21 protein-coding genes are annotated in these 23306 nt (G+C 71.2%); 8 read left to right on the forward strand and 13 right to left on the reverse strand.

Translation table 11 applies throughout. The annotated features are described in order from the left end of the window. Positions 1 to 21 precede the first annotated feature (21 nt). The 7 genes from R3F55_16495 to groES all read right to left on the reverse strand — a co-directional run bounded on the left by R3F55_16495 (position 22) and on the right by groES (position 8808). Complete coding sequence (locus R3F55_16495) at positions 22 to 1017, reverse strand: TRAP transporter substrate-binding protein (GenBank protein ID MEZ5669005.1); 996 nt, start codon at positions 1015 to 1017, stop codon at positions 22 to 24. 198 nt (positions 1018 to 1215) lie between these two features. After that, positions 1216 to 2562 carry a sigma-54 dependent transcriptional regulator gene (locus tag R3F55_16500; protein MEZ5669006.1) on the reverse strand — a complete coding sequence of 449 codons (1347 nt, stop codon included), beginning with the start codon at positions 2560 to 2562 and terminating at the stop codon, positions 1216 to 1218. Positions 2563 to 2565: 3 nt separating this feature from the next. Beyond that, positions 2566 to 4500 (reverse strand): ATP-binding protein, encoded by a 1935-nt coding sequence (locus R3F55_16505; GenBank protein MEZ5669007.1) that lies wholly within the window; start codon positions 4498 to 4500, stop codon positions 2566 to 2568. 76 nt (positions 4501 to 4576) lie between these two features. Beyond that, the gene (locus R3F55_16510; protein ID MEZ5669008.1) at positions 4577 to 5563 is read right to left on the reverse strand and encodes a YARHG domain-containing protein; all 987 of its coding nucleotides are present in this window, start codon (positions 5561 to 5563) and stop codon (positions 4577 to 4579) included. 66 nt (positions 5564 to 5629) lie between these two features. Beyond that, positions 5630 to 6628: a pyridoxal-phosphate dependent enzyme gene (locus R3F55_16515; GenBank protein ID MEZ5669009.1), complete on the reverse strand. Its 999-nt coding sequence runs from the start codon at positions 6626 to 6628 to the stop codon at positions 5630 to 5632. A gap of 101 nt (positions 6629 to 6729) precedes the next feature. Beyond that, positions 6730 to 8370, reverse strand: coding sequence for a chaperonin GroEL (groL, locus tag R3F55_16520; protein MEZ5669010.1), 1641 nt, complete (start codon positions 8368 to 8370; stop codon positions 6730 to 6732). A 117-nt stretch (positions 8371 to 8487) separates the two neighbouring features. Beyond that, positions 8488 to 8808, reverse strand: a complete 321-nt coding sequence (gene groES, locus R3F55_16525; protein ID MEZ5669011.1) for a co-chaperone GroES — start codon at positions 8806 to 8808, stop codon at positions 8488 to 8490. Positions 8809 to 9151: 343 nt separating this feature from the next. Between groES and R3F55_16530 the strand changes: the two genes are divergently transcribed. Next, complete coding sequence (locus tag R3F55_16530) at positions 9152 to 9451, forward strand: protein usg (GenBank protein MEZ5669012.1); 300 nt, start codon at positions 9152 to 9154, stop codon at positions 9449 to 9451. A 45-nt stretch (positions 9452 to 9496) separates the two neighbouring features. Here R3F55_16530 and R3F55_16535 read toward each other — a convergent pair whose 3' ends face one another. The 4 genes from R3F55_16535 to R3F55_16550 all read right to left on the reverse strand — a co-directional run bounded on the left by R3F55_16535 (position 9497) and on the right by R3F55_16550 (position 12749). After that, the gene (locus tag R3F55_16535) at positions 9497 to 10300 is read right to left on the reverse strand and encodes a DUF2927 domain-containing protein (GenBank protein ID MEZ5669013.1); all 804 of its coding nucleotides are present in this window, start codon (positions 10298 to 10300) and stop codon (positions 9497 to 9499) included. A gap of 73 nt (positions 10301 to 10373) precedes the next feature. Continuing rightward, entirely contained in the window at positions 10374 to 11096 is a 723-nt protein-coding gene (locus R3F55_16540; protein ID MEZ5669014.1) for an aspartyl/asparaginyl beta-hydroxylase domain-containing protein, read from the reverse strand. A gap of 16 nt (positions 11097 to 11112) precedes the next feature. Continuing rightward, positions 11113 to 11850 (reverse strand): class I SAM-dependent methyltransferase, encoded by a 738-nt coding sequence (locus R3F55_16545; protein ID MEZ5669015.1) that lies wholly within the window; start codon positions 11848 to 11850, stop codon positions 11113 to 11115. Positions 11851 to 11972: 122 nt separating this feature from the next. Further along, positions 11973 to 12749, reverse strand: coding sequence for a dienelactone hydrolase family protein (locus tag R3F55_16550; GenBank protein MEZ5669016.1), 777 nt, complete (start codon positions 12747 to 12749; stop codon positions 11973 to 11975). 90 nt (positions 12750 to 12839) lie between these two features. On the opposite strand from R3F55_16550, the gene R3F55_16555 reads away from it, so the two are divergent. From R3F55_16555 to R3F55_16585, 7 genes are all read left to right on the forward strand, one after another. After that, on the forward strand, positions 12840 to 13868 hold the full coding sequence (locus R3F55_16555; protein ID MEZ5669017.1) for an esterase-like activity of phytase family protein: 1029 nt from the start codon (positions 12840 to 12842) through the stop codon (positions 13866 to 13868). Between the two features lie 77 nt (positions 13869 to 13945). Further along, positions 13946 to 15307 carry a tetratricopeptide repeat protein gene (locus R3F55_16560; protein ID MEZ5669018.1) on the forward strand — a complete coding sequence of 454 codons (1362 nt, stop codon included), beginning with the start codon at positions 13946 to 13948 and terminating at the stop codon, positions 15305 to 15307. Between the two features lie 10 nt (positions 15308 to 15317). Beyond that, positions 15318 to 15611, forward strand: a complete 294-nt coding sequence (locus R3F55_16565) for a hypothetical protein (protein MEZ5669019.1) — start codon at positions 15318 to 15320, stop codon at positions 15609 to 15611. An 83-nt stretch (positions 15612 to 15694) separates the two neighbouring features. Then, entirely contained in the window at positions 15695 to 16261 is a 567-nt protein-coding gene (locus R3F55_16570; protein ID MEZ5669020.1) for a sigma-70 family RNA polymerase sigma factor, read from the forward strand. After that, on the forward strand, positions 16258 to 16965 hold the full coding sequence (locus R3F55_16575; GenBank protein MEZ5669021.1) for a hypothetical protein: 708 nt from the start codon (positions 16258 to 16260) through the stop codon (positions 16963 to 16965). Before R3F55_16570 ends, R3F55_16575 begins: the two co-directional genes overlap by 4 nt. 31 nt (positions 16966 to 16996) lie before the next feature. Next, on the forward strand, positions 16997 to 18280 hold the full coding sequence (locus R3F55_16580; protein ID MEZ5669022.1) for a S8 family serine peptidase: 1284 nt from the start codon (positions 16997 to 16999) through the stop codon (positions 18278 to 18280). A gap of 76 nt (positions 18281 to 18356) precedes the next feature. Further along, positions 18357 to 20000 (forward strand): acyl-CoA synthetase, encoded by a 1644-nt coding sequence (locus R3F55_16585; GenBank protein ID MEZ5669023.1) that lies wholly within the window; start codon positions 18357 to 18359, stop codon positions 19998 to 20000. 15 nt (positions 20001 to 20015) lie between these two features. Here the strand turns inward: R3F55_16585 and R3F55_16590 are convergent, their stop codons facing one another. Beyond that, positions 20016 to 20807, reverse strand: coding sequence for a metallophosphoesterase family protein (locus R3F55_16590; protein MEZ5669024.1), 792 nt, complete (start codon positions 20805 to 20807; stop codon positions 20016 to 20018). A 99-nt stretch (positions 20808 to 20906) separates the two neighbouring features. Continuing rightward, complete coding sequence (locus tag R3F55_16595; GenBank protein MEZ5669025.1) at positions 20907 to 23108, reverse strand: HD domain-containing phosphohydrolase; 2202 nt, start codon at positions 23106 to 23108, stop codon at positions 20907 to 20909. Positions 23109 to 23306 lie beyond the last annotated feature (198 nt).

The raw sequence follows: 23306 nt of genomic DNA on the forward strand, positions 1-23306 counted from the left end.
ACCTCTGGCGTGGGCCGAGACCTAGCTCGAACCGTTGGAAGCGGCGGCCGCGTCGATCAGCTCCTGGCCGATGTCGTCGGCGAACTGCGCCCACACCGGCTGCATCGCATCGCGCCAGCCGGCGACCTCCTCGGGCGTCAGCTCGATCACCTCGGCCATGCCGGCGTCGATCACGGCCTGGCGGTCCTGCAGGTCCTTCTCCAGCGCCAGCCGGTTCACCTCGGCCGTCACCTCGGCGACGATGGCGTCCAGCTCGGTGCGCACGTCGTCGGGCAGGCCGCTCCAGAACGCGTTGTTGGTGACCAGCATGTAGGCCAGCAGGCCGTGGTTGGACTCGGTGATGTAGTTCTGCACCTCGAAATAGCGCTGCGAGTAGATGTTCGACCAGGTGTTCTCCTGGCCGTCGACCACGCCGGTCTGCAGCGCCTGGTAGACCTCGGAGAAGGCCATCTTCTCGGGGTTGGCGCCGACGGCCTCGAACTGGGCCTCCAGCACGTCCGACGGCTGGATGCGGAACTTCAGGCCATCGGCGTCGGCCGGGCTGCGCAGCGGCACGTTGGCCGACAGCTGCTTCATGCCGTTGTTCCAGAAGCCGAGACCGAGAATGTCGTCGCCGGTCATCGAGGTCAGCATGGCCTGGCCGGCCTCGCTGCCGGTGAAGCGGTCGACGGCATCGAGGTCGTCGAACAGGAACGGCAGGTCGAACACCGCGAGCTGGCTGGTGAAGGCGCCGAATTTGGACAGCGACGGCGCGGCAAGCTCGACGTCGCCGAGCAGCAGCGCCTCCATCACCTTGTCGTCGTTGTAGAGCTGCGAGTTCGGATAGACCTCGACCACGACGCGGCCGCCGAGGCGCTCCTCGACCAGCTGCTGGAACATCAGCGCGCCGATGCCCTTGGGGGTGTTCTCGGCCACCACGTGGCTGAAGCGGATGACGATCGGATCGTCGGCCTGGGCAGGGGCGGCAGCGGCGATCAGCGCCAGCGCGATGGCGGATGTGGTCAGGCTTAGTCTCATGGGAACGCTCCTCCGGGATGTTGAACGGCTTCAGGTCGTGTCGCCTGGTTCTGTCCATAGGAGCGCAAGCGCCGTGCCAGCCGCCCCGGGTGGGCCGGAAATGGCAGATTCGTGCGCCTGAATCGGGGCGGGAAGGCAGGGAGCGGCGGGGGCGATGGGTAGACGGGCACCCGCCGGCGGCGACGGATGGGTGGCGGGCTACCCATCGCCGCCGCCACGGACGAAGTCCTCGCGGTTGAGGCCGTAGCGGACCATCTTGTCGTACAGGGTCTTGCGGGACAGGCCGAGCGCGGCATGGGTCTCGTTGATGCGCCCGTTGTGGCGGGCCAGTTCGGCCGCGATCACCCGCCGCTCGCAGGCCTCGACATGGTCGGCCAGCGCCATCGGCGCCGCGTCGAGGGCGACGCCGGCATCGCCGATGCCCAGCGTCATCCGGTCGATCACGTTGCGCAGCTCGCGCACGTTGCCCGGCCAGTCGCGCGCGGCCAGCTCCTGCAGCACCGCGGCTGACAGGGCCGGCGCCGGCCGCCGGTAGCGCACCGCGGCCTCGCGGGCCAGATGGTCGGCCAGGTCGGGGATGTCCTCGCGATGCGCGCACAGCGCCGGCACCTGCAGCGTGACCACGTTGAGCCGATAGTACAGGTCGGCGCGGAACGCACCGGCGTCGCCGGCCTGCTTCAGGTCGCGCTTGGTCGCGGCGAGGAAGCGGATGTCCAGCGGCAGAGTCTGGTTGGAGCCGAGCCGCTCCAGGCTGCGCGTCTCGATCACCCGCAGCAGCTTGACCTGCAGCTCCAGCGGCATGCTTTCGATCTCGTCGAGGAACACGATGCCGCCGCGGGCGTGCTCCAGCTTGCCGACCCGCCGGGCGAGCGCGCCGGTGAACGCGCCGCGCTCGTGGCCGAACAGCTCGCTCTCGATGATCTCGGCCGGCAGGGCGCCGCAGTTGATGGCGACGAACGGGCCGCCGGCGCGGTCGCCGAACCGGTGCAGGGCGCGGGCGACCACCTCCTTGCCGGTCCCGGTCTCGCCGACGATCAGCACGTCGGCGTCGGTGGCGGCGACGGCGGCGACGTCGGCGCGCAGCCGGCGCATCCGCTCGGACCGGCCGACCAGCACCGCCTCCAGCCCGCTGCGGTCGGCCAGCGCGCTGCGCAGGTCGCGGTTCTCCAGCACCAGCCGCCGCTTGTCGAGCGCGCGCCAGGCCACGCCGGCCAGATGCGCCATGGCAAAGGGCTTCTCGATGAAGTCGTAGGCGCCGGCGCGCATCGCCTCCACCGCCAGCGGCACGTCGCCGTGGCCGGTGACCAGCACCACCGGCAGCTCCGGGTCGATCTCCAGCGCCGCCCGCATCATCGCCATGCCGTCCATGCCCGGCATGCGGATGTCTGAGACGACGATGCCGTCGAAGCCGCGGCTGACGCGGTCCAGCGCCGGCTCGGCGGCGTCCAGGCACTCCACCGCCAGGCCGTGCAGGTCGAGGCCCTGGGCGACCGCGTTGCGGATGTCGGGTTCGTCGTCGACGAACAGCACCGTGCCGGCGGTCATCGGCTATTCCGCCGCCCGGGCCGCGGCCGTCGCCAGCGGCAGCCGCACCGTGAACAGGGCGCCGCCCTGCGGCCGGTTGGCGGCCTCCAGCCGGCCGTCGAAGTCCTTGACGATGTTGAAGGCGATCGACAGGCCGAGGCCGAGCCCTTCGCCGGTGCGCTTGGTGGTGAAGAAGGGGTCGAAGATGCGCGGCAGGGCATCGTCGGCGATGCCGGTGCCGCTGTCGGCGACCGTCAGCACCGCCTCGCCGCCCTCGTCGCGATCGACCGCGATCTCGACCCGGCGTTCGTCCCGGCCGGCCACCGCATCGAGCGCGTTGGTCAGCAGGTTGCGGATCACCTGCTCCAGCCGCACCTCGCCGGCGAGCACCCAGACCGCCGGCGCGGACTTCCGCACCGCCACCGCGGCGTCGACGCGCTGGCGGCGCCCGTCGAGGAACGCGACCACCCGGTCGACCAGCGCGCACAGGTCGACCGCCGCGCGGCGGTCGTCCGGACGCCGGGCGAAGGTGCTCAGGGTGCGGCTGATCTCCGCCATCCGGCCGGTCAGCTCGGCGATATGGCCGACATTGGCGCGGGCATCCTCGGCCCGGCCGCGTTCGAGCAGCAGCGCCGCGTTGTCGGCATAGGAGCGGATCGCGGCCAGCGGCTGGTTGAATTCGTGGCTCAGGGCGGCCGACATCTGCCCCAGCGCAGCCAGCTTGCCGGCCTGCACCAGCTCCGCCTGCATCCGCCGCAGCTCGGCCTCCGCCTGCATCCGCTCCTCGATCTGCTGGCCCAGGCGGCGGTTGGCGCCGGTCAGGTCGGCGGTGCGCGCCGCGACCTGGCGTTCGAGCCGGTCGGCCGCTGCCTGGTTCAGCGCCACCCGCTCCAGCAGCTGGCGCCGGCGCTGCAGCGCCAGCAGCGCGCCGGCGGCGACCAGCCCGCACAGCGCCAGCGCCAGCACCGCGGCCAGGGTCGCGTCGCGGCGCGCCGGGGCGAGGTCGACCAGCACATGCACCGCCCAGCCGGCCTCCGGCATCGGCCGCGAGACGTGCAGATATTCGGTCCTGCCGTCGCCGGTGTCGACGGCAGCGGGCACCACCCAGCGGTCGACCGTGCCGTGGCTGCCGGCGGCTTCGGACTCGCGCGCCACCGCCAGCGGCGCCAGCGTGGCGCCGTCATAACGGCGGTCGGCGGCGATCTGGGCATAGGCCGCGTCGGTCATCGGCGCGATCGTGCGCAGCCGCCAGTCGGGCCGATTGCTGAGGAAGACCACCCCGAACGGGTCGGTCACCATCACGTCGAGGTCGAGCGCGCGCCAGCGCTCCTCCACCGCCTCCAGGTCGACCTTGACCACGACGACGCCGAGCACGCGGGTGCCGCGCGCGACCCGGTGCGCGAAGTAGTAGCCGCGCCGGCCCGAGGTGGTGCCGAGGGCGAAATAGCGCCCGGCGCCGGTGTCCAGCGCGCTGCGGAAATAGGGACGGTAGCTGAAGTTCTGGCCGACGAAGCTGTCCGCCGCCCGCGCGTTGCTGGCGGCGAAGGTCAGGCCGTCCAGGCGCATGAAATAGACGACGTCGGCCCCGGTGGCGCGCTGGGCGGCGGCGGCCAGCGAATCGCCGAGATCGGAGCGTGCGGCGTTGCCCTGAGCGTCGAACAGGTCGATCACGTCCGGCCGGCTGGCGAGCAGGTCGGGCAGGGCGGCGAACTTGCCGAGCTCGCCGGCCAGGTTGGCGACGAACAGATCGAGGCTGGCCTCGGCGCCGGCGCGTGCCTCGCCGCGCGCGCGGTCCCAAGCCCAGCCGGCGACGACCCAGACGACGACGGCCGTCGCCGCGGCGACCGCCAGCGCCGCCGCGGCAAGCCGCAACGCCCCGCGGCGCGGCGCCTCGGGGCGCGGTTCGGCCGGCGCCGGGATCGGATGCCTGTCGTCGAGGGCGGGAAGCTCGCTGGCCATGCGGGCATCGTGCACCGCCGGCCGGCGCGCGTCGAGATGTCAGCGGCCGCCGCCGCGGCCGGTCACGCGGTGCCGTTCAGCCGGCGTAGCTCCATTGCTGGAACGGCGGCGGCTCCATCAGGCTGGGGTCGTTGGGCCCGCGCTGCAGGTTCTCCAGGTGGTAGTCCAGGGTCCACGGAATGCCCTCGTCGCCGCCGCAGCATTCGGTGAACACGCCCTGCAGCTTCACCTGCAGGAAGATGCCGTCGTCGGTCAGCCAGGCCTCGCCGTGCAGGCTGGCGAAGCCCTCGCCGTCGTCCCAGTCCAGCCTGACCCGCGTCACCGTCTCGCCGAGCAGCGTCTCGCGGCCCAGCGGCTGCGGCACGATGCCGAGGTCGAGCACATAGGGCTCGAGCACGATCGGCGGGAACAGGCAGCAGGGCGTGCTGGCGCCGAACTCGGGCTCGTCGCCCCAGAACAGCATGTCGCCGACGTCCGGGCGCACCATCACGGTGCTCTGGGTCTCGTTGTCGTAGACCCGGCCGCGGATGCCGTTGACGATGGCGGCGTCGACGTGGCCGTCGGCGTGGACCATGTCGGCGATCCATCCGGTCCAGGGCGGCAGTGTGCTGCCGTTCGGCGGCTCGCTGCGCTGGGCGTTGCGGTTCAGCGCGCCGCCGTCCTCGATCACGCGCAGGAACTCGACATTGGTCTGCTCGACCGGCGTCAGCGTGACGTTCTGGCCGACCGGCGCGTACCACGACCGCGCGCCGAAAAAGCGCTGCAGGTCCTCGCTGTTGAAGCGATAGCCGTGGCGGGCGAAGATCTCGTTGCGGGCCAGCCGCAGCTGGTAGCCGGCCATGTAGCGGACATCCTGGTTGGTCAGCGGCCGGTCGTCGGAGAACGGCAGCACCTCGGCCCCGGCGCAGTCGGCGCTGTCGGTCGCCGGCGCGCAGTAGCCGGCCCCGAGATAGATCTCCTCGCAGATGCCGTTGCCGGCCAGCGAACAGCTTTCGTCCGCATGCGCCGCCGCCGACAACAGGACCATGCCGGCGAAGGCGCCCAGTCTGCCGAACCGAAGCATCGCGCCCCTCCTCTTTCCCAGGCGCCACCGGCTTAGACCGGCGGCGGGGCGAATTCAAGGCGGCGGTCAGCCGCCGTGCGGGCGGGCGCGCGCCATCAGCGCGCAATAGGACTGCGGGTCGATGTTGCTGCCGCAGGCCAGCACGACGACGTGACGGCCGGCCAGTTCCGCCTTCAGCGGGCCGAGCAGGGCGGCCAGCGCGCTGGCCCCGGCCGGCTCGACCGCCAGCTTCAGGTCGCGGAAGCTCAGATCCATGGCGTCGATCATCGCCTGGTCGTCGACCACGACCACGTCGTCGACATAGGCGCGGACCAGATCGAAGGTGCCCTGGGTATGCAGCGGCGCGCCCAGGCTGTCGGCGATGGTGTCGACGTGCACCTTGGCCGCCGGCGCGCCCGCGGCCAGGCTGTCGCTCATGCCGCGCGCACCGGCCGGCTCGACGCCATAGACCGCGATGCCGGGCTTGACCTGCTTCAGCGCCGCGGCGATGCCGGCGATCAGGCCGCCGCCGCCGATCGGCACGATCACCGCATCGACGTCGGGCGCCTGCTCGGCGATCTCCAGCCCGATGATGCCGGTGCCGGCCACGGTGTGCGGGCCTTCGAACGGGTGGATCAGCGCCCGGCCTTCCTCGTCGCGCAGCCGCATGCCCTCGGTGAAGGCGCCGGCAATGTCCTCGGCCAGCGAGACCTCGGCGCCGTAGCCGAGGCACTGCGCGACGCGGTACTGGCTGGCCTTGCGCGGCATCGCCACCTTGGCGGTGGTGCCGAGCTGGCGGGCGGCATAGGCGACCGCGATGGCGTGGTTGCCGGCGGAGACCGCGGTCACGCCGCGGGCACGCGCCTCGGCGTCCAGCAGCATCATCACGTTCAGCGCGCCGCGCGGCTTGAACGAGCCGGTGCGCTGCATCAGCTCCAGCTTGACCGAGACCCGGGTTCCCGCCCCCAGCAGCCAGGGCAGTCCGCCGCCGTACCAGGGCACCAGCGGCGTCTCGATCAGGTGCGGCATCACCCGTTGCCGGGCCTGCCGGATCGCCTCGAGCGGCAGCAAAGCCTCGTCCGCCATCGCATCCTCCGTCGGCCCGCCTCGGGCGCCGACCTTAACGGCAAAAGAAAGGGCCGCGGAACGGATTCCGCGGCCCTCGCATCGTCGGGAAGGGGCCGGACTTAGAAGTCCATGCCGCCCATGCCGCCCATGTCCGGGGCGCCGCCGGCCGGGGCCTTCTTCTCCGGCCGCTCGGCGACCATGGCCTCGGTGGTGATCAGCAGGCCGGCCACCGAAGAGGCGTCCTGCAGCGCGGTGCGCACGACCTTGGTCGGGTCGATGATGCCGGACTTGAACATGTTGACGTACTTGCCCTCCTGGGCGTCGTAGCCGTAGTCGCTGTCCTTCTGCTCCAGCAGCTTGCCGATGACGACCGAGCCGTCGTCGCCGGCATTCTCGATGATCTGCCGCGCCGGCGCCTGCAGCGCACGGCGGACGATTTCGATGCCGACGCGCTGGTCGTCGTTGCCGGGCTTCAGCTTGTCGAGGGCGCGGATGCCGTAGAGCAGGGCGCAGCCGCCGCCGGCGACGATGCCCTCCTCGACCGCGGCCCGGGTGGCGTGCATCGCATCGTCGACCCGGTCCTTCTTCTCCTTCACCTCGATCTCGGTGGCGCCGCCGACGCGGATCACCGCAACGCCGCCGGCCAGCTTGGCCAGCCGCTCCTGCAGCTTCTCGCGGTCATAGTCCGACGAAGTCTCGTCGATCTGGCTGCGGATCTGGTTGCAGCGGCCGACGATCTCGGCCTTCTTGCCGGCGCCGTCGACGATCGTGCTCTCCTCCTTGGTGATGGAGACCCGCTTCGCCCGGCCCAGCATGTCGAGGGTGACGTTCTCGAGCTTCACGCCCAGGTCCTCGGAGACGACCTGGCCGCCGGTGAGGATCGCGATGTCCTCCAGCATCGCCTTGCGGCGATCGCCGAAGCCCGGCGCCTTCACCGCCGCGACCTTCAGGCCGCCGCGCAGCTTGTTGACCACCAGGGTTGCCAGGGCCTCGCCCTCGACGTCCTCGGCGATGATCAGCAGCGGCTTGCCCGACTGCACCACGGCCTCGAGCACCGGCAGCATCGACTGCAGGTTCGACAGCTTCTTCTCGTGCAGGAGGATGTACGGGTCCTCCAGCTCGCAGACCATCTTCTCGGCGTTGGTGATGAAATACGGCGACAGGTAGCCGCGGTCGAACTGCATGCCCTCGACCACCTCGAGCTCGGTCTCGAGCGACTTGGCCTCCTCGACCGTGATCACGCCCTCGTTGCCGACCTTCTGCATCGCCTCGGCGATCATCCGGCCGACCTCGGCGTCGCCGTTGGCCGAAATCTTGCCGACCTGGGCGATCTCCTCGTTGGTCTTCACCTTCTTGGAGCGCTTCTGCACGTCGTCGACGACGGCCTCGACCGCCATGTCGACGCCGCGCTTCAGGTCCATCGGGTTCATGCCGGCGGCCACGGCCTTGGCGCCCTCGCGCACGATCGCCTGGGCCAGCACCGTGGCGGTGGTGGTGCCGTCACCGGCCAGGTCGTTGGTCTTCGACGCCACCTCGCGCACCATCTGCGCGCCCATGTTCTCGAACTTGTCGCCCAGCTCGATCTCCTTGGCGACGGTCACGCCGTCCTTGGAGATGCGCGGTGCGCCGAAGCTCTTGTCGAGCACGACGTTGCGGCCCTTCGGCCCCAGCGTCACCTTCACCGCATCGGCCAGGATGTCCACGCCGCGCAGCATGCGCGTACGGGCATCGGCGCCGAACTTCACGTCTTTAGCAGCCATTCGTCATCCTCCTCAGTCAAACCGGGCCCTGGCTCCCGCGATGGATCGCGCGCCGCCGGGGACCTGTCTGCGATTTCAGCTGTCGTCCGCGGGATCCGGCCCGCCGACGGGTCGGGGTCAGGCGGCCTTCTTCGACTTGGCCGGCTTGACGACCTCGATGATGCCCATGATGTCGGATTCCTTCATGATCAACAGGTCCTCGCCGTCGATCTTGACCTCGGTGCCCGACCACTTGCCGAACAGGATGGTGTCGCCTTCCTTGACGTCGAGCGCCACGATCTGGCCCTGCTCGTTGCGGGCGCCGGGGCCCACCGCGATCACCTTGCCCTGCATCGGCTTCTCTTTCGCCGTGTCCGGGATGATGATCCCGCCGGCGCTCTTCTCCTCGGCATCGATGCGACGCACGACCACACGGTCATGCAACGGCCGAAACTTCATGTCGATCCCTCCACGCACATCCACTTCGTGATATCACTGTCACCGATCGGGTCGGCTTGCCCGTTCGCGTCGACGCGACGGATGCCTGTTAGCACTCTCCCCTGCCGGCTGCCAAAGCAGGTAGGAAAGTGGCGAATTCCTGTCAAGGGATGTTTCCCGCGGCTGGCGAAAATTTCAGGCCGGCGCGGCGCCTGCCGGCCGGCCATGGCTGGCAGCACTCCGCCGGATCGGCTGCTAAGTTATTGATTTAACACTCCTTTTACCTTGCGTTTGGCACGCTGGTTGCTAACCATCGTGGAAGCGCCGCTGCGCGCCGTACCACCGCAGGTAAAAGGATGGTGCCATGTCGCAGGACTCGTTGACCGCCCGGACCGCCGGAACGACCGATTTCCGTCGCCAGTGCGCGAACTGGCGCCTGACCACCGCGGAAATCCTCTACCGCATGCCCGATCATCCCTCGATGCTGCAGACCTTCATCTGGCAGAAGCTGGACCTGCCGCCGCGCTTCCCGGAACTGCTCAAGTTCCTGGCGTTCTGGGAAAGGAACATCGAGGGGCCGCTGCATTCGGTGCGGGTCGGCCACGTCGACATCATCGCGCCGGGCCGCTGGCGGGCGCTGGAGTCCGCGGCGCTGGTGCACTGAGCGCGGCGGGCCGCCTCCCGCGAACCCGGTCGGCGGCCGGCCGCCTCAGCGGGTCTGGTCGGCGGCCAGGCCGTTGCCCGCCGGGTCGGTGCGGGCCAGGAAGCCGTCCGGGTCCAGCGGATCGCCGGGCTCGGGGTCGGCGGCATCCGCCGGCCAGTCGCGCAGCAGCTGCTCTGCCAGCGCGCGCGCGATCGGCAGGGCGCGGTCGCGGGTCAGGCCGATGCGCAGCCGCGGGTCGTAGAGCATGCGGATGGCGGTGGCGTCGAGCGCGGTGAAAGTACGCATCCGCGCCGGCGCGCCCTGCTCCAGCACGCTGCGGTTGCCGTTGTCCTTCGGGTGGGCATAGAAGCCGACCGCGTGCATCAGCTCGTGCGCCATGCAGTTGTCCAGCCACATCGTCTCGCCGACCGGGATGTAGATGTCGGCGGTGTCGATGGCGCCGGAATCCGGCTCGTACTGGGTCAGGCACAGGGTGTCGGCCGAGCCGGCGCGCTGGGTCACCTCGGCGCTGGTGGTCAGCGAGATGCGCAGGTTGGCGTCCTCGCGCCGCGTCACCCGCGCGATGTCGGCGCCGGACAGCAGGCGGAACCGCTCCAGGTGCCAGTCGAGCCTGGCGATCATGCCGCTGGATCCGCCTTCGATATGCACCCGGATCGGGCCTTCCCAGCGCGACAGCGGCTTCGGCACCGTCCCGGCCGAGCCGAACATGCTGTTGTCGTCCTGCAGCGCGATGGAATCGAAGAAGCCGACCAGCTGGTCCAGCGAAGGCGGTTCCGCGGCCAGAGCCGGCGCGGCCAGCATGGCGGCGAAGGCCGCCGCCGCCCAGGGTGCCCGTCTGTGTCCGGTCATCGCGCCCGTCCTTTCCGGCGTGGTGGTGTGTCTGCGCCCCATCCTGCGCGCGAATGCGGCAGCGGTGCGGCGCTCAGTGCTTCGTTGCGTCGGGCTTCAGCACGCTCGCGATCGCGTCGGTGGCGTAATAGCCGAACGGCGGCGGCACATGCAGTCCCGACGCCGGATAGACGTCGACGAACATGTTGACCCGCGGCCGCTTGCTCAGGTTGCGCACCGAGTGCCGCTTGCGGTTGTTGAAGTCGTATGCGCGGCCCTTGCGCATCTTGAACTTCTTGCCGTCCACCTTGTACTCGACGCCCTCGGCATTCGACAGCGGCACGTGGATGCGGTGCGCCTTCTCCGCCATCGGCTGGCCGTCGATATGCGGCGCGATCACCGCGCCCGGCTCCAGCCGCACCAGCGCGATCCGGGTGACCACCGGATGCGGGTATTTCAGCAGCGCCAGCACCTGGTCGATCACCGGCTGGATCGCCGCCTCGTGCGCCGGCCAGTCGGGGAAGGTGTAGATCGGCCCGACGTCGGTCTCCTGCTTGTCGATCGGCATGAACGGCCGCGGGTCGCGTCCGGTCTGCTTCGCCCATTTCTCGATCAGCTCGCTGATCTCGACCATGCGCCACGGGTTGCGCCAGCGGTCCCATTCGTGGCGCATCAGGATCGCCTTGGTCACCGCATGCACGCCGTCGGCCAGCACCTCCTGGCGGAAGGCGTTGGCCTCCCACTGCGCCTCGCTCAGCGTCTCGACATGGGCGATCAGGCCCGACACGTCGACCTCGCCCAGCATCTTGAACGGCACGCCGATATCCATGGCCTCACCCCATGCGCATGGCGGCATCCGCCGCCGGGATCACGTCGAACGGCTCGATGAAGATGGCGGAGGTGCTGTTCTGCTCCGCCTTGTCCTTCTCGACGAAATGCTGGAAGCGGAAGCGCGCGCCGCGCACCAGGCGCTCGATCGCGGCGGTCCGGCCGGCATCCTGGTCGCGCAGCAGCATGGCCGGCACCCGGCCGGCGGCGAATGCGGACTCCAGGTTTTCCAGCAGCTGGAAGGTCGGAAAGTAGGTCGCGGCCGAATCGAACAGGATCGCACCGCCCGGCGCCATCACCGGCAGATAGGTCGCCAGGATGCGGATCACGTTCTCCGGCCGGTGGTTGTAGTCGACGAACAGGAAGTCCAGCGTGCCGCGCGGGGTCGGGAAGGGCGGCAGCTCGGATTTGTGGTAGGTCAGCCGTTCGGCCACGCCGAAGCGGCGGGCGTGCTCGGCCACGAATGCGGCCATCGTCGTCGTCGCCGGCATTCCGAGCCGGTCGAACGGCAGCTTGGCGGCGATCGCCGGCCAGGCCTGCTCGTTGTCCACCGTCAGCAGGCGACCGTGGCCGTTCTCGCACAGGGCCTGGGCCATGCAGAAGGCGGTGGCGCCGGTGCCGCAGCCCAGCTCGATCACATGCTCGGGGCGGCGGATGCGAACCAGGCTGTAGAGCAGGAAGGCGATCTTCTCCGATCCGAAGATCGGGCCGATGTGCCTGGCGAACTCGAAAGCGGACTGCACCGGCGCTCCCCCAGTCGTGCACCCTGGTGTTTGGCGCAGGCGCCTCCGCTTGGCAACATCGGCGCGGCAATTGGTGGCGTCGCCGGCCCGCCGGCGGGTGGCCGGCGGGCCGCCGCCCGGCCTCAGGCCAAGTGCTCGCGGAAGAAGGCGAGCGTCCGCTCCCACGCCGTCGCCGCGTCCTCCTGGTCGTAGGCCGCGCTTGTCGGGTTGGCGAAGGCGTGCTGGGCCGAATACCAGTGGTCGGTATAGGTCTTGCCCGCCGCATCCATCGCCGCCTCGAAGCCGGCGACCATGTCGTGGTTGATCCACTGGTCCTGCTCGGCAAAGTGGCCCAGCACCGGGCCGGCCAGCGGGGCGAGGTCGTCCGCGCTCTTGGCCACGTTGCCGTAGTAGATCACCGTCGCCTCGACCGGCCGGGCCAGCGACGCGTTCAGCGACCAGCCGCCGCCGAAGCACCAGCCGACGGTGCCGACCGGGCCGCTGACCGCCCGGTGCGCCTTCAGCCAGTCGATCCAGGCGCCCAGCGTCGCCGTCGCCTTGGCGCCGTCGACCGCACCCATGTAGGTCTGGGCGGCCTCCGGCGTGGTGGCGACGTTGCCGTCGTAGAGGTCGACGGCAAGGGCGACATAGCCCTGGTTGGCGAACTCGGCCGCCACCGCCTTGATCTGGTCGTTCAGGCCCCACCATTCGTGGACCAGCAGCACGGCCGCGGCGGGCGTGGTCTGCGGCAGCGCCAGCGCGGCGCTGGCCTGGCCGTGGCCGGGCAGGTCGATCGTCACGGTTTCCAGGCCTTCCGCCGCCGCCCGGGCCAGCTTCGGGTCGGCAAGCACGGCGGCCAGCGGCGCCGCCGCCGAACCCGCCACCATGCCGCGCAGCACGTCGCGTCGCTTGATCTCCATCCTCGCTCCCTCCTTATCTGTTCGGGCCGGTCTGCCGGGCAGAGGCCCGTGCCAGAATTGGCCCCGTCGCACACGGAGGGAAGGCCGGCGATGTTCAAATCTTGGTCAGCACGGCTGGCGTTCGTCGCGGTCGCCGCGATGCCGTCGGCCGGCTGTGCCGACGGACTGACCAACCCGCTGCTGGAAGCCGGGCCGGTTCCGCTGGTGGCGACACCGGTGCCGCTGTGGCCGGGCGACCCGTCCCGCACCGCGCTCGGCGCGCTGGACTTTCGCGGCGGCGTCGAGCTGGACGGCGCCGGCGTCGGCTTCGGCGGCATCTCGGCGCTGGCGCTCGATGCCGACGGGACCGGCTTCCTCGCCCTGTCCGACATCGGCTTCTGGGTGACCGGCCGGCTGGTGTTCGAGGACGGCCGGCTGGCCGGAGTCGCCGATGCCGTCGCCGGCAGACTGCGCGATCGCGACGGCGCACCGGTCGACCGCGCGCTGCGCGATGCCGAGGCACTGGCCGTGGTCGGCGACGGCACCGTGGCGGTGGCGTTCGAGCGCGAGCATCGGGTCTGGGCCTATGCGCCCGACGCCGCCGGCGGACTGTCCGGCGTGCCGACGCCGATGCCGATGCCGCCGGGGCTCGCGGCGGCGGCGCGCAACGACGGGCTGGAGGCGCTGGCCCGGCTCGCCGACGGCCGCTGGGTCGGCATTGCGCAGGACCTGGCCGATGCCGACGGCCGCATGGGCTGGATCGGCAGCGGACCGCCGCACGCCATCGACTGGCAGCCGTTCCGCTATGCCGCCGCCGACGGCTTCGACGTGGCCGACGCCGCGGCGCTGCCGGGCGGCGACCTGCTGGTGCTGGAGCGCAGCATCGGCCTGCTGACCGGCGCCCGCGCCCGGCTGGTGCATGTGCCGGCGGCGGCGCTGCGGCCGGGCGCCGTGACCGCCGGCACCGAACTCGCCTGGCTGGCGCCGCCGCTGACGGTCGACAATTTTGAGGCGGTGGCTGTGGCGCGGCGGGCCGAGGGCACCGTGATCCTGATCGCCAGCGACGACAACTTCCAGCCGTTCCAGCGCAGCCTGCTGCTGGCGTTCCTGTGGCCGAACTCACCGCCGCAACGGCCTTGATTCGGCACAGAGATTGACAGGGACATGCCCGTCCATGAGACTCGCTGCCCGGGCATGTTGACAGGGGGAGGCCCGAAGTGACCGACCAGCGTCGTCTACGGAGGGCCGGGGCCGGCCGCGGCGGATTCGTCGCGGCTGCCGTCGTCCTGGGCGGAACATGTCTCGCGCCGCCGCCGGCGGCCGCGATCGCACCCGAGGCCTTCCTGCAGCTGCCTGCGGTGGAGGCGTTCAAGGCCGGCCGCTTCCAGGAGGCGATCGACGGCCTGCGCGCCCTGCCGATCGCGGGGCCCGAGGACGCGATCATCCTGCGCTACATCGCACTGGCCTATCAGCAGCTCGGCGACCACACCGCGGCGGTGGCGGCGATCGACGAGGGGCTGGCGGTCGCGCCGGACAACGCCGCGCTGTACTACTTCCGCGCCGTCTCGCTGCTGGAACTCGGCCGCGCCGAGGACGCGCTGGCGGCGCTGGAGCGGGTGCAGGCGCTGGCGCCGGACAGCCTCTACGCCCAGCAGTCGCTGCAGATGACCGCGGCGCTGCGCGCGCTGACCGGCGGGGGTGAGGCGCCGGCGGCCGCGGCGGAATCGACCTGGCAGGCCAGCCTCGAGGCCGGCGCGCAGTACGACAGCAACATCCCGGCCGCGCCGGACGGGTTCGGCAGCAAGACCGGCGGGTTCCGCCTGTTCCAGCGCGCGACCGGCTCCGGCGAGCTGTGGCGGTCCGGCGCCTGGCGGCAGACCGTCCAGGGCGAGGCCTATTCCAGCGAGCACCTGGACAGCGAATTCGGTGACTTCAACACCATCACCGCCAGCCTGGGCACCGGGATCGACTGGCAGACCAGTGTCGGCGATGTGCCCGCGTCGCTGGGCCTCGGCTACGGCTTCGAGGCGACCTGGGTCGGCGGCGACCCCTACAGCCGCATCCACACGGTCGACCTGACCGCGCTGGCCGCCCTGGACGAGGACTGGCTGACGCAGCTGCGCTACGGGCTGTCGCTGGAGGAGTACGAGGACGACGGCGTGCTGCCGACCATTACCTCGCGCGACGGGGTCGGCCACAGCCTGGGCTTGACCCAGTACTGGTTCGTCGATGGCCGCGACAGCTTCCTCTACGCCGGCTACGCCTTCGGCTGGACCACCGCCGAGGGCAGCAACTTCGACCGCCGCTCGCACACGCTGATCGGCGGCGGCTTGACCCGCGTGGTCAAGGACATCCGGCTCGATGCAGGCGTCACCTACCTGCATGAGGACTATCCCGACTTCATCGGACCGCAGCAGCGCCGCACCGACCGCTTCGACCTGACCTTCGGCGCCGCCAAGGAGATCTTCGACAACACGGAAATTTCAGCGTCGTGGACCTATATCGACGAGAACTCGTCGATCGACGTGCTCAGCTACGACCAGCACGTCGCCACCGTGTCGCTGATTGTTTCATTCTGAGGAGGGAATGATGCGCGTTTCGTCCCGATTGCTCCTCGCCGCTGCAATAATCGCCGCCGCCGCCCCGGCCCTGGCCCAGAACGATGCCGACCCGGCCGCGCAGGCCGCCGGCGACCAGCAGGTCGATCTGGCCCTCGGCACGCTGGATGCGCCGCCGCCGCTGCGGCTGTCGATGGCGCTGGAGCCGCCGGCGCTGGGCGTCGGCTTCCGCGGCCGCCAGCCGTTCGACCAGCAGCCGCCGGCAGCGCAGAGCGACTTCAGCGATCCGACGGTCACCGTCAACCCGCGCGGCTCGAAGCCCTGACGGGCGACGCATCATGATTTGAACCAGATCGGCCGTCACCGCGTCTGAGCGGATGAGCGGGCCCGACATCGGGATGGACAAACGTGAACAACCCCGTGCCATCGGATGCCGAACTGCTCAGCCGGGTAGCCGCGCAGGATCGCCAGGCCATTGCGCCGCTCTATGAGCGATATCAGCCGCGCGTCTACCGGTTCCTGGTCCGCATGGTGAAGGACGGTGGAATGGCCGAGGAACTGGTCAACGAGGTTTTCCTGGATGTCTGGCGCGGCGCCGGCCGGTTCGAAGGCCGTTCCTCGCCGTCGTCCTGGATCTTCTCGATCGCCCACAACAAGGCCATCAGCGCGCTGCGCAAGCGGCGCGAGGCGCCCCTGGACGAAGACGACGCGATGGAGATCGTCGACCCGGCGGCGCTGCAGGACGAGACCGTCCATCACGGGGACATGCGGCGGATGATGAGGGCGTGCCTGGACCGCCTGAGCCCGGAACACCGCGAGGTGATCGAACTGACCTACTATCAGGAGCTTTCGGTCAAGGAGATCGCCGAGATCGCGGATGTGCCGGAGAACACGGTCAAGACGCGCATGTTCCACGCTAGGAAACGCCTGCGCGCGATGCTGGGATCGCAAGCCGGCGGGGACGGGATCCAATGACCGACAATCTGACGCTCGACGGGCCGCGCGACGACCTCGAGGCCCTGCTGCCCTGGTACCTGAACGGCACCGTCAATGCGGACGAGCGCCGTGCGATCGACGCCTGGCTGGCCGAGGATGCGCAAGCCCGCCAGCTGCTGCAGGCGATGCGCGAGGAGCGCGAGATCGTCGACGAGGACAGCGACGCGATCGTCGTCCCCGATGCCAAGGCGGGCCTCGCGGCGCTGATGGCGGCGATCGATGCCGAGACGCCGGCCGCCCGGCGCGAATCGGCGCCGCGGCAGGCCGTGCAGGCCCGGCCCGGCCTTCTCGCCCGCATGGCGGCCTGGCTGCCGACCCCCGGCCATCGCCTGGCCGCCGGCCTTGCCGGCGTGCTGGTGATCGCCCAGGCGGCGGCGCTGGCCGTGGTGCTGTCCAGCGGCGGCGGCGAGGGCGGCGGCGCCGAGCCCGGCTTCCGCGTCGCGTCCGGCGGCGAGGCGGCGGCGACCGGGCCGCGCTTCATCGTGATGTTCCCGGAGACGATGACGATGGCCGATGTCGACGCCTATCTGTCGGCCCAGCAGATGCTGATCGTCGACGGGCCGCGCGGCGGCATGTACCAGATCGCGCCGGCGTCCGGCGAAGCCGACGAGGCCGCGCTGGCGGCCGCCGAGGAGAACCTGCGCAGCGACCCGCAGGTCCAGTTCATCGGCCGCGCCGAGTAACCGCACCGGTCGCTTGCCACGGGGGGGCACCATGTTCCGCCGCCTGTTGATTTCGCTGTGGATCGCTTTCGCCGCTGCCGCCTTCGCGGCGGCGGCGCAGGCGCAGCAGAACAACCCGTTGGGCGGTCCGGTCAACCAGCCGCCCGGGGGCGGCAGCCGCGTCAACCCGGTGCCGCTGCCCGATCCCGGCCACGCGCCGGTGACCCTGCCGCAACTGCCGCAGCTGCCGTCGCTGCCGCTGGGGCCGGCGCCGCTGGCACCCGGCGCCTTCTTCGACAACCAGGTGCTGCTGCTGGTGCCGATCGGCTCGCCGCCGGGGGCACCGCAGCAGATCGCGGCACCGCTCGGCATGGGCGTGCTGCGCGAGTTCGACCTCGCGACCATCGGCCTGCACGGCGCGGTGCTGTCGCTGCCGTCGACGCTGGACGTGGTCACGGCGATCGAGTTCCTGACCCTGACCCCGAACGCACTGGCGCAGCCGGTCTATCGCTACGGCCTGACCATCGGCCCGCAATACGCGCTGGACATGATGCAGGTGGACGCCGCGCACCAGTACGCCACCGGCTCCAGCGTCACGGTGGCGGTGATCGACACCGCCGTCGATGTCGGCCACCCGGCGATCGCCGCCCGCATCGCCGGTATCCAGGATTTCATCGGCGCCGGTGCGCCGGACGTGCACGGCACCGCGGTGGCCGGCCTGATCGCCGGTGCCGGGGATGTGGCCGGCGTGGCGCCCGGCGCCCGCATCCTGGCGGTCACCGCCTTTCCCGGCGGCGGCGCCGACGGCGCCACCGACCGCATCGCCCAGGCGATCGACTATGCCGTCGCCGCCGGCGCCCAGGTGCTGAACATGTCGTTCGCCGGCCCGGCCGACCCGGTGGTGGCGCAGCTGGTGCAGGCGGCGCTGGCGCGCGGCCGCACGGTGGTGGCGGCTGCCGGCAACGGCGGGCCGAGCGCCGCGCCGAGCTGGCCTGCGGCGGTGCCTGGCGTGATCGCGGTGACCGCGACCGGCCCGGCCGACGAGGCCTATTCCAGCGCCAACCGCGGCAGCTACATCACCATCGCCGCACCCGGCGTCGACGTGCTGCCCATCGCACCGCAGGGCCGGGTCGGCATCCTGTCGGGCACCTCGATGGCCGCCGCCCATGTCAGCGGCCTGGTCGCGCTGATCCTTGAGCGCTATCCCGGCGCCAATCCGGCCCAGGTCCGCGCCCTGCTGGAGCGGACCGCGCACGACCTCGGCGCACCCGGGCGCGACACGGTGTTCGGCGCCGGCCTTGTCGACGCGCTGACCGCGCTGCAGACCGGCCTGTGACCGCACGCCGCCCGGCTTGCCGGGCGCGCGCCGATCGGCCAAAACTCGCCTCCCGGACCAGGGAGGGAAAGCCGCGATGACCAAGGGCCCCGGCATCTACGATGCGCCGTTCCTGCAGCGCGGACCGGCCAACCACATGCCGCTGACGCCGCTGACGGCGATCGCGCGGGCGGCGCAGGTGTTCCCCGACCGGCCGTCGCTGATCGACGGCGACCGCCGTTTCACCTGGGCGGAGACCTATGCCCGCTGCCGCCGGCTGGCCAGCGCCCTGTGGCACCACGGCGTCGGCAAGGGCGATACCGTGGCGGTGATGGCACCCAACGTCACGGCGCTCTACGAAGCGCATTTCGGCGTGCCGATGGCCGGCGCCGTGCTCAACGCGCTCAACACCCGGCTCGATCCCGGCACCATCGCCTTCATCCTGGAGCATGGCGAGGCCAAGGTGCTGATCGCCGACACCGAGTTCGCGCCGGTGGTGAAGAAGGCGCTGGCCGAGATGGCCAGCCCGCCGATGGTGGTCGACATCGCCGACCCGCGCGCCCAGGACGGCGAGCGGCTGGGCGACCGCGACTACGAGGCGCTTCTCGACGACGGCGACCCGGAGTTCGAGTGGCTGATGCCGGACGACGAGTGGGACGCGATCGCGCTCAACTACACCTCCGGCACCACCGGCAACCCGAAGGGCGTGGTCTATCACCACCGCGGCGCGCTGCAGGTGGCGACCGACAACATCCTGGTCTGGGGCCTGCACGGCCATCCGGTCTATCTGTGGACGCTGCCGATGTTCCACTGCAACGGCTGGTGCTTCCCGTGGACCCTGGCGCTGCTGGCCGGTACCAGCGTCTGCCTGCGCCGGGTCGAGGCCGAAGCGATCTACGGCGCCATCGCCGCGCACGGCGTCACCCACCTGTGCGGCGCGCCGATCATCATGAACATGCTGATCAACCACCCGGCCGGCCGGCGGCCGGACATCGGCCACGGTGTGGCGATGATGACGGCGGCCTCGGCACCGCCGGCCGCGGTGCTGGCCGCGATGGAGGGGATCGGCATCCGGGTGACCCATGTCTACGGGCTGACCGAGGTCTACGGCCCGGCCGTGGTCTGCGCCTGGAAGGCGGAATGGGATGCGCTGCCGATCGCCGAGCAGGCGCGGATCAAGGCGCGCCAGGGCGTCGCCTATCCCGGCACGCCCGGCCTGATGGTCGCCGACCCGGAGACGCTGGAACCCTGCCCGCCCGACGGCACGACCATGGGCGAGGTGTTCATGCGCGGCAACGGCGTGATGAAGGGCTATCTGAAGAACCCGACCGCCACCGGGAAGGCCTTCGCCGGCGGCTGGTTCCACACCGGCGACCTCGGCGTCATGCATCCGGACGGCTACATCGAGCTGAAGGACCGCTCGAAGGACATCATCATCTCCGGCGGCGAGAACATCTCGACCATCGAGGTGGAGAGCGTGCTGTATCACCACCCGGCGGTGCTGGAGGCCGCGGTGGTGGCGCGGCCGGACGACAAGTGGGGCGAGACGCCCTGCGCCTTCGTCGACCTGAAGGCCGGCAGCAGCGCGAGCGAGGCCGACATCGTCGCCTTCTGCCGCGAGCGGCTGGCCGGCTTCAAGATCCCGCGCACGGTGGTGTTCGGCCCGCTGCCGAAGACCTCGACCGGCAAGGTGCAGAAATACGTGCTGCGCGAGCGGGCGGCGGCGCTGCCGCCGCGATAGCGGCGAAGGCTGCGCCTATGCTCCGGTCTGGATGAACCGGCGCGCGGTGCCTTCCAGCACCAGGGCGGTCAGCACGCCGGTGGCATAGGCGCCGGTGTCGATGCCGATGCGGTTGGGCCGCACCTGCGGTGCCGGCGCGATGGTGTGGCCGTGCACGACGACATGGCCGAGGTCGGCGTTGGAGCGCAGGAACTCCTCGCGGATCCACAGCAGGTCGTTGCGGTGCTGGTCGCCCAGCGGCTTGCCCGGCCTGACGCCGGCGTGGACGAACAGATAGTCGCCCTCGACATGGAACAGCGGCAGCCCGAGCAGGAAGGCGCGATGCGGCGCCGGCAGCCGCTCGCGCAGCTTCAGGCGGGCGGATTCCATCCGCTCGTTGGCGCCGGGGATGTCGGACGGCAGGGTGACGCCGTAGCTGAGCAGGGTCTCGCCGCCGCCGTTGCGCAGCCACATCGGCCCGATGCGGATGTCCTCCAGGAAGCCGATCATCGCCTCCTCGTGGTTGCCCATCAGGCAGACCTGCTCGAAGCCGGGCGGCGGTCCGGCCAGCAGCGTGTCGATCACCCGCGGCGATTCCAGCCCGCGGTCGACATAGTCGCCGAGGAACACCAGCACCCGCCGCGTCGGTGCGTCGGCGCCCTCGGCGGGCAGTGCCGCATCGGCGCGGATGCGCTCAAGCAGGGCGTCGAGCAGGTGGGCGCTGCCGTGGATGTCGCCGACGGCGTAGACCCGCGTGCCCGGCGGCACGGCGGCGGCTGCGCCGGCGGGAGCCGCGGCCTCGCGGCGGCGCAGCAGGGTGCGCAACATCAGACCGCCCGTCCGGCCATGGCCGTGCCTCGCATCGCCCCGACCCGCCTCACCAAACCCTGCCGCGCCGAAGCCCGGCGCCGGCCATGGGCCCGGCGCTCAGCCGGCCACGGCGAGGGTCTGCCGGCCCTCGGGCTCGCTGTTGTCTTCCCAACCGGCGACCAGCTCGCGCCCGCCGCGGTTGTCGAGCACATTGCCGAGCGCGCTGACCACGGCGCGGTCGAACACGGTGCCGACATCCTGGTGGATATGCGCGAGCGCCCGGTCGATGTCCACCCCCGGCCGGTGCGCGCGGGCGCTGACCAGGGCGACGAAGGCGTTGGCGACCGCGACGATGCCGGCGCTGAGCAGGATGCCGTCGCCGGCCAACCCGCGCGGAAGGCCGCTGCCGTCGAAATGCTCCTGCGCCTGGCGCACGGTCTCGGCGACCGGGCCGTCGAAGGCGACGCCCTCCAGCAGGTCGGCGCCGCGCAGGATGCTTTCGCGCACCTTGCGCATCTCGGCCTCGCCCAGATTGCGGTGCGAGGTCAGCACGTCGGCCGGCACCAGGATCTTGCCGACGTTGAGCAGCGTGCCGGCGATGCGGGTGGTGGTGATCACCGTCTGGTCGACCACCATCTCGCGGGCGATCCGCTCGGCGATCTCGCCGACCCGCACCGAATGCTCCGCGGCATAGGGGTCGCGGGCATCGATGATGGTGACCAGCGTGTCGACCAGCTTGTGCAGGTTCTGCGAGTTGCGCTCGCGCTCGGCCATCAGTTCGGTGATGTCCTCCTCGACGGTCAGCACGGCGCCGTCGAGCTCGGGGGAGATGTCGGACATCGGCACGTGCAGCGCCTGGACCACCCGCTTGCCGCGGTCGGCCGACTCCACAGTGCAGCGCAGCGCCACTGTGGCGTTCTGGGCCAGCGCGTCGTCGTGGGCGCGGGCGTATTCGCGCGCCCGGTCGCGGCCGAACGCGGCGTTCAGCGAGGCGCCGACCACGTCGGACAGGCCGACGCCGAGGCGGTGGGCGAGGGTGGCGTTGGCGAAGCGGCAGATGCCGTTGGCGTCGGTGACGAACATGGCGGAGGGTTGGGCGTCGGTGACCAGCCTGAGGAAGCGCTCCTGCCGGGCGATGCGGTCGGCCGCTCCGCGGAAGCGGGCGGCGGCGCGGGCGGCCCGGACCGAGGCGCCGTGCCGCCACAGCGCGGCCATGATGCCGACCACCAGGGCGACGATCAGCAGCAGGAAGATCATCAGGCGGGTCAGGCGCGAGTCGCTCTCCGCCAGGGCCTCGTCGCGGTCCAGCTGGTAGACGACGACCCACGGCGTGCCCGGCACCGCCCGGGCGCTGGCCATCACCTCCGCGCCGGTCTCGCCGGCACCCTCGACGAAGCCGTCCGCGTCGTCGAACACCTGGGCCAGCACCAGCGACCGGTCGGCCGCCTCGGCGCCATAGGCCAGCGGTGCCAGCGCCGCGTCGGTGCTGGCGATCACGTCGACCCGTTCGCCGGCCCGGCGCGCGATCAGCGTCTTTGCCGATTCCTCGGTGGTGCCCGGCTGCTCGAGCAGGGCCAGGAAGTCCGCGTCGAGCGGGCGCAGCCCGACCACCAGGCCGACGAAATTCTCGGCGCCAGGCTCGGTCTGCAGCCGGAAGATCGGCGCGATGAAGCCGACACGGGGGCCGCCGTCGGACAGATAGGCGTCGATCAGCTCCGGCGCGTCGTGCGAGGCCAGCCGCAGCGCCTCGGCCAGCTCGCCCTCGAGCGGCGGCATGTCGCGGGTGGCGGCGACCACCTCGCCGCGCGGATCGACGATGGCCATGCCGGAGGTGCGCGGGTGCGCCACGTCGGCGCCGACCGAGGCTGCGACGGGCAGCGAGAATCCGGCCTGCTCGGCCACCGTGGTCAGGTAGTTGCGCAGATAGGCGGCCTGGCCGTCGAAATCGACCACCTGCCCGCGATTGCCGTCGGCCATCGCCAGCTCGGTCAGGGTCAGCGACACCGACGGGTTGGCGGCGATCGCGGCGACCTCGTGGCTCTGCGAATCGATCCATTCGGCCAGCGCGGATGCGCGGCTGTCGGCGACGATGCCGAGACGCACCTGCCAGGCCCGCGCCTCGCGGTCGGCGGCGTCCTGCACCAGCCGGATGGCCGCGACCATGCTGGCCACCCCGGCTACCACCAGCAGGATGGAGATCAGGCCGATCTTGTTGCGGGCGCGCCGGGATTCGGCGGCGTCCTCGGCCGCCATCTCGGCGGTGGCGCGCGCATCGGCGGCGGGCGCGACGTCCAGTGCGGATTCCGGCGGCTGGGCCATTGCAGGTCCTCGAAGAAGATCGTTTCGAGCATTTACGCAACCAGGCGTTAAGCAAAAGCCAACGCCGGGCCGCTACGGCCTGCCTGCGCCGCACCGTCACATCATCGCGATCCGGCCGGCGCCGACAACAGGGCATTAACCCTCGTGCCCCTATTCTCGGCCGTTGCCCAGGCAGGGCAACCACGACGCACAGGAAGG

The sequence above is a fragment of the Alphaproteobacteria bacterium genome (assembly GCA_041396705.1).
In the GTDB taxonomy this organism is placed as follows: Bacteria; Pseudomonadota; Alphaproteobacteria; order CALKHQ01; family CALKHQ01; genus CALKHQ01.

What these genes read in the sequence shown, in the direction of transcription:
- R3F55_16495 (MEZ5669005.1), bottom strand. Translation starts at nt 1,017, where the DNA reads ATGAGACTAAGCCTGACCACATCCGCCATCGCGCTGGCGCTGATCGCC.
- R3F55_16500 (MEZ5669006.1), bottom strand. Translation starts at nt 2,562, where the DNA reads ATGACCGCCGGCACGGTGCTGTTCGTCGACGACGAACCCGACATCCGC.
- R3F55_16505 (MEZ5669007.1), bottom strand. Translation starts at nt 4,500, where the DNA reads ATGGCCAGCGAGCTTCCCGCCCTCGACGACAGGCATCCGATCCCGGCG.
- R3F55_16510 (MEZ5669008.1), bottom strand. Translation starts at nt 5,563, where the DNA reads ATGCTTCGGTTCGGCAGACTGGGCGCCTTCGCCGGCATGGTCCTGTTG.
- R3F55_16515 (MEZ5669009.1), bottom strand. Translation starts at nt 6,628, where the DNA reads ATGGCGGACGAGGCTTTGCTGCCGCTCGAGGCGATCCGGCAGGCCCGG.
- groL (MEZ5669010.1), bottom strand. Translation starts at nt 8,370, where the DNA reads ATGGCTGCTAAAGACGTGAAGTTCGGCGCCGATGCCCGTACGCGCATG.
- groES (MEZ5669011.1), bottom strand. Translation starts at nt 8,808, where the DNA reads ATGAAGTTTCGGCCGTTGCATGACCGTGTGGTCGTGCGTCGCATCGAT.
- R3F55_16530 (MEZ5669012.1), top strand. Translation starts at nt 9,152, where the DNA reads ATGTCGCAGGACTCGTTGACCGCCCGGACCGCCGGAACGACCGATTTC.
- R3F55_16535 (MEZ5669013.1), bottom strand. Translation starts at nt 10,300, where the DNA reads ATGACCGGACACAGACGGGCACCCTGGGCGGCGGCGGCCTTCGCCGCC.
- R3F55_16550 (MEZ5669016.1), bottom strand. Translation starts at nt 12,749, where the DNA reads ATGGAGATCAAGCGACGCGACGTGCTGCGCGGCATGGTGGCGGGTTCG.
- R3F55_16555 (MEZ5669017.1), top strand. Translation starts at nt 12,840, where the DNA reads ATGTTCAAATCTTGGTCAGCACGGCTGGCGTTCGTCGCGGTCGCCGCG.
- R3F55_16565 (MEZ5669019.1), top strand. Translation starts at nt 15,318, where the DNA reads ATGCGCGTTTCGTCCCGATTGCTCCTCGCCGCTGCAATAATCGCCGCC.
- R3F55_16575 (MEZ5669021.1), top strand. Translation starts at nt 16,258, where the DNA reads ATGACCGACAATCTGACGCTCGACGGGCCGCGCGACGACCTCGAGGCC.
- R3F55_16580 (MEZ5669022.1), top strand. Translation starts at nt 16,997, where the DNA reads ATGTTCCGCCGCCTGTTGATTTCGCTGTGGATCGCTTTCGCCGCTGCC.
- R3F55_16585 (MEZ5669023.1), top strand. Translation starts at nt 18,357, where the DNA reads ATGACCAAGGGCCCCGGCATCTACGATGCGCCGTTCCTGCAGCGCGGA.
- R3F55_16590 (MEZ5669024.1), bottom strand. Translation starts at nt 20,807, where the DNA reads ATGTTGCGCACCCTGCTGCGCCGCCGCGAGGCCGCGGCTCCCGCCGGC.
- R3F55_16595 (MEZ5669025.1), bottom strand. Translation starts at nt 23,108, where the DNA reads ATGGCCCAGCCGCCGGAATCCGCACTGGACGTCGCGCCCGCCGCCGAT.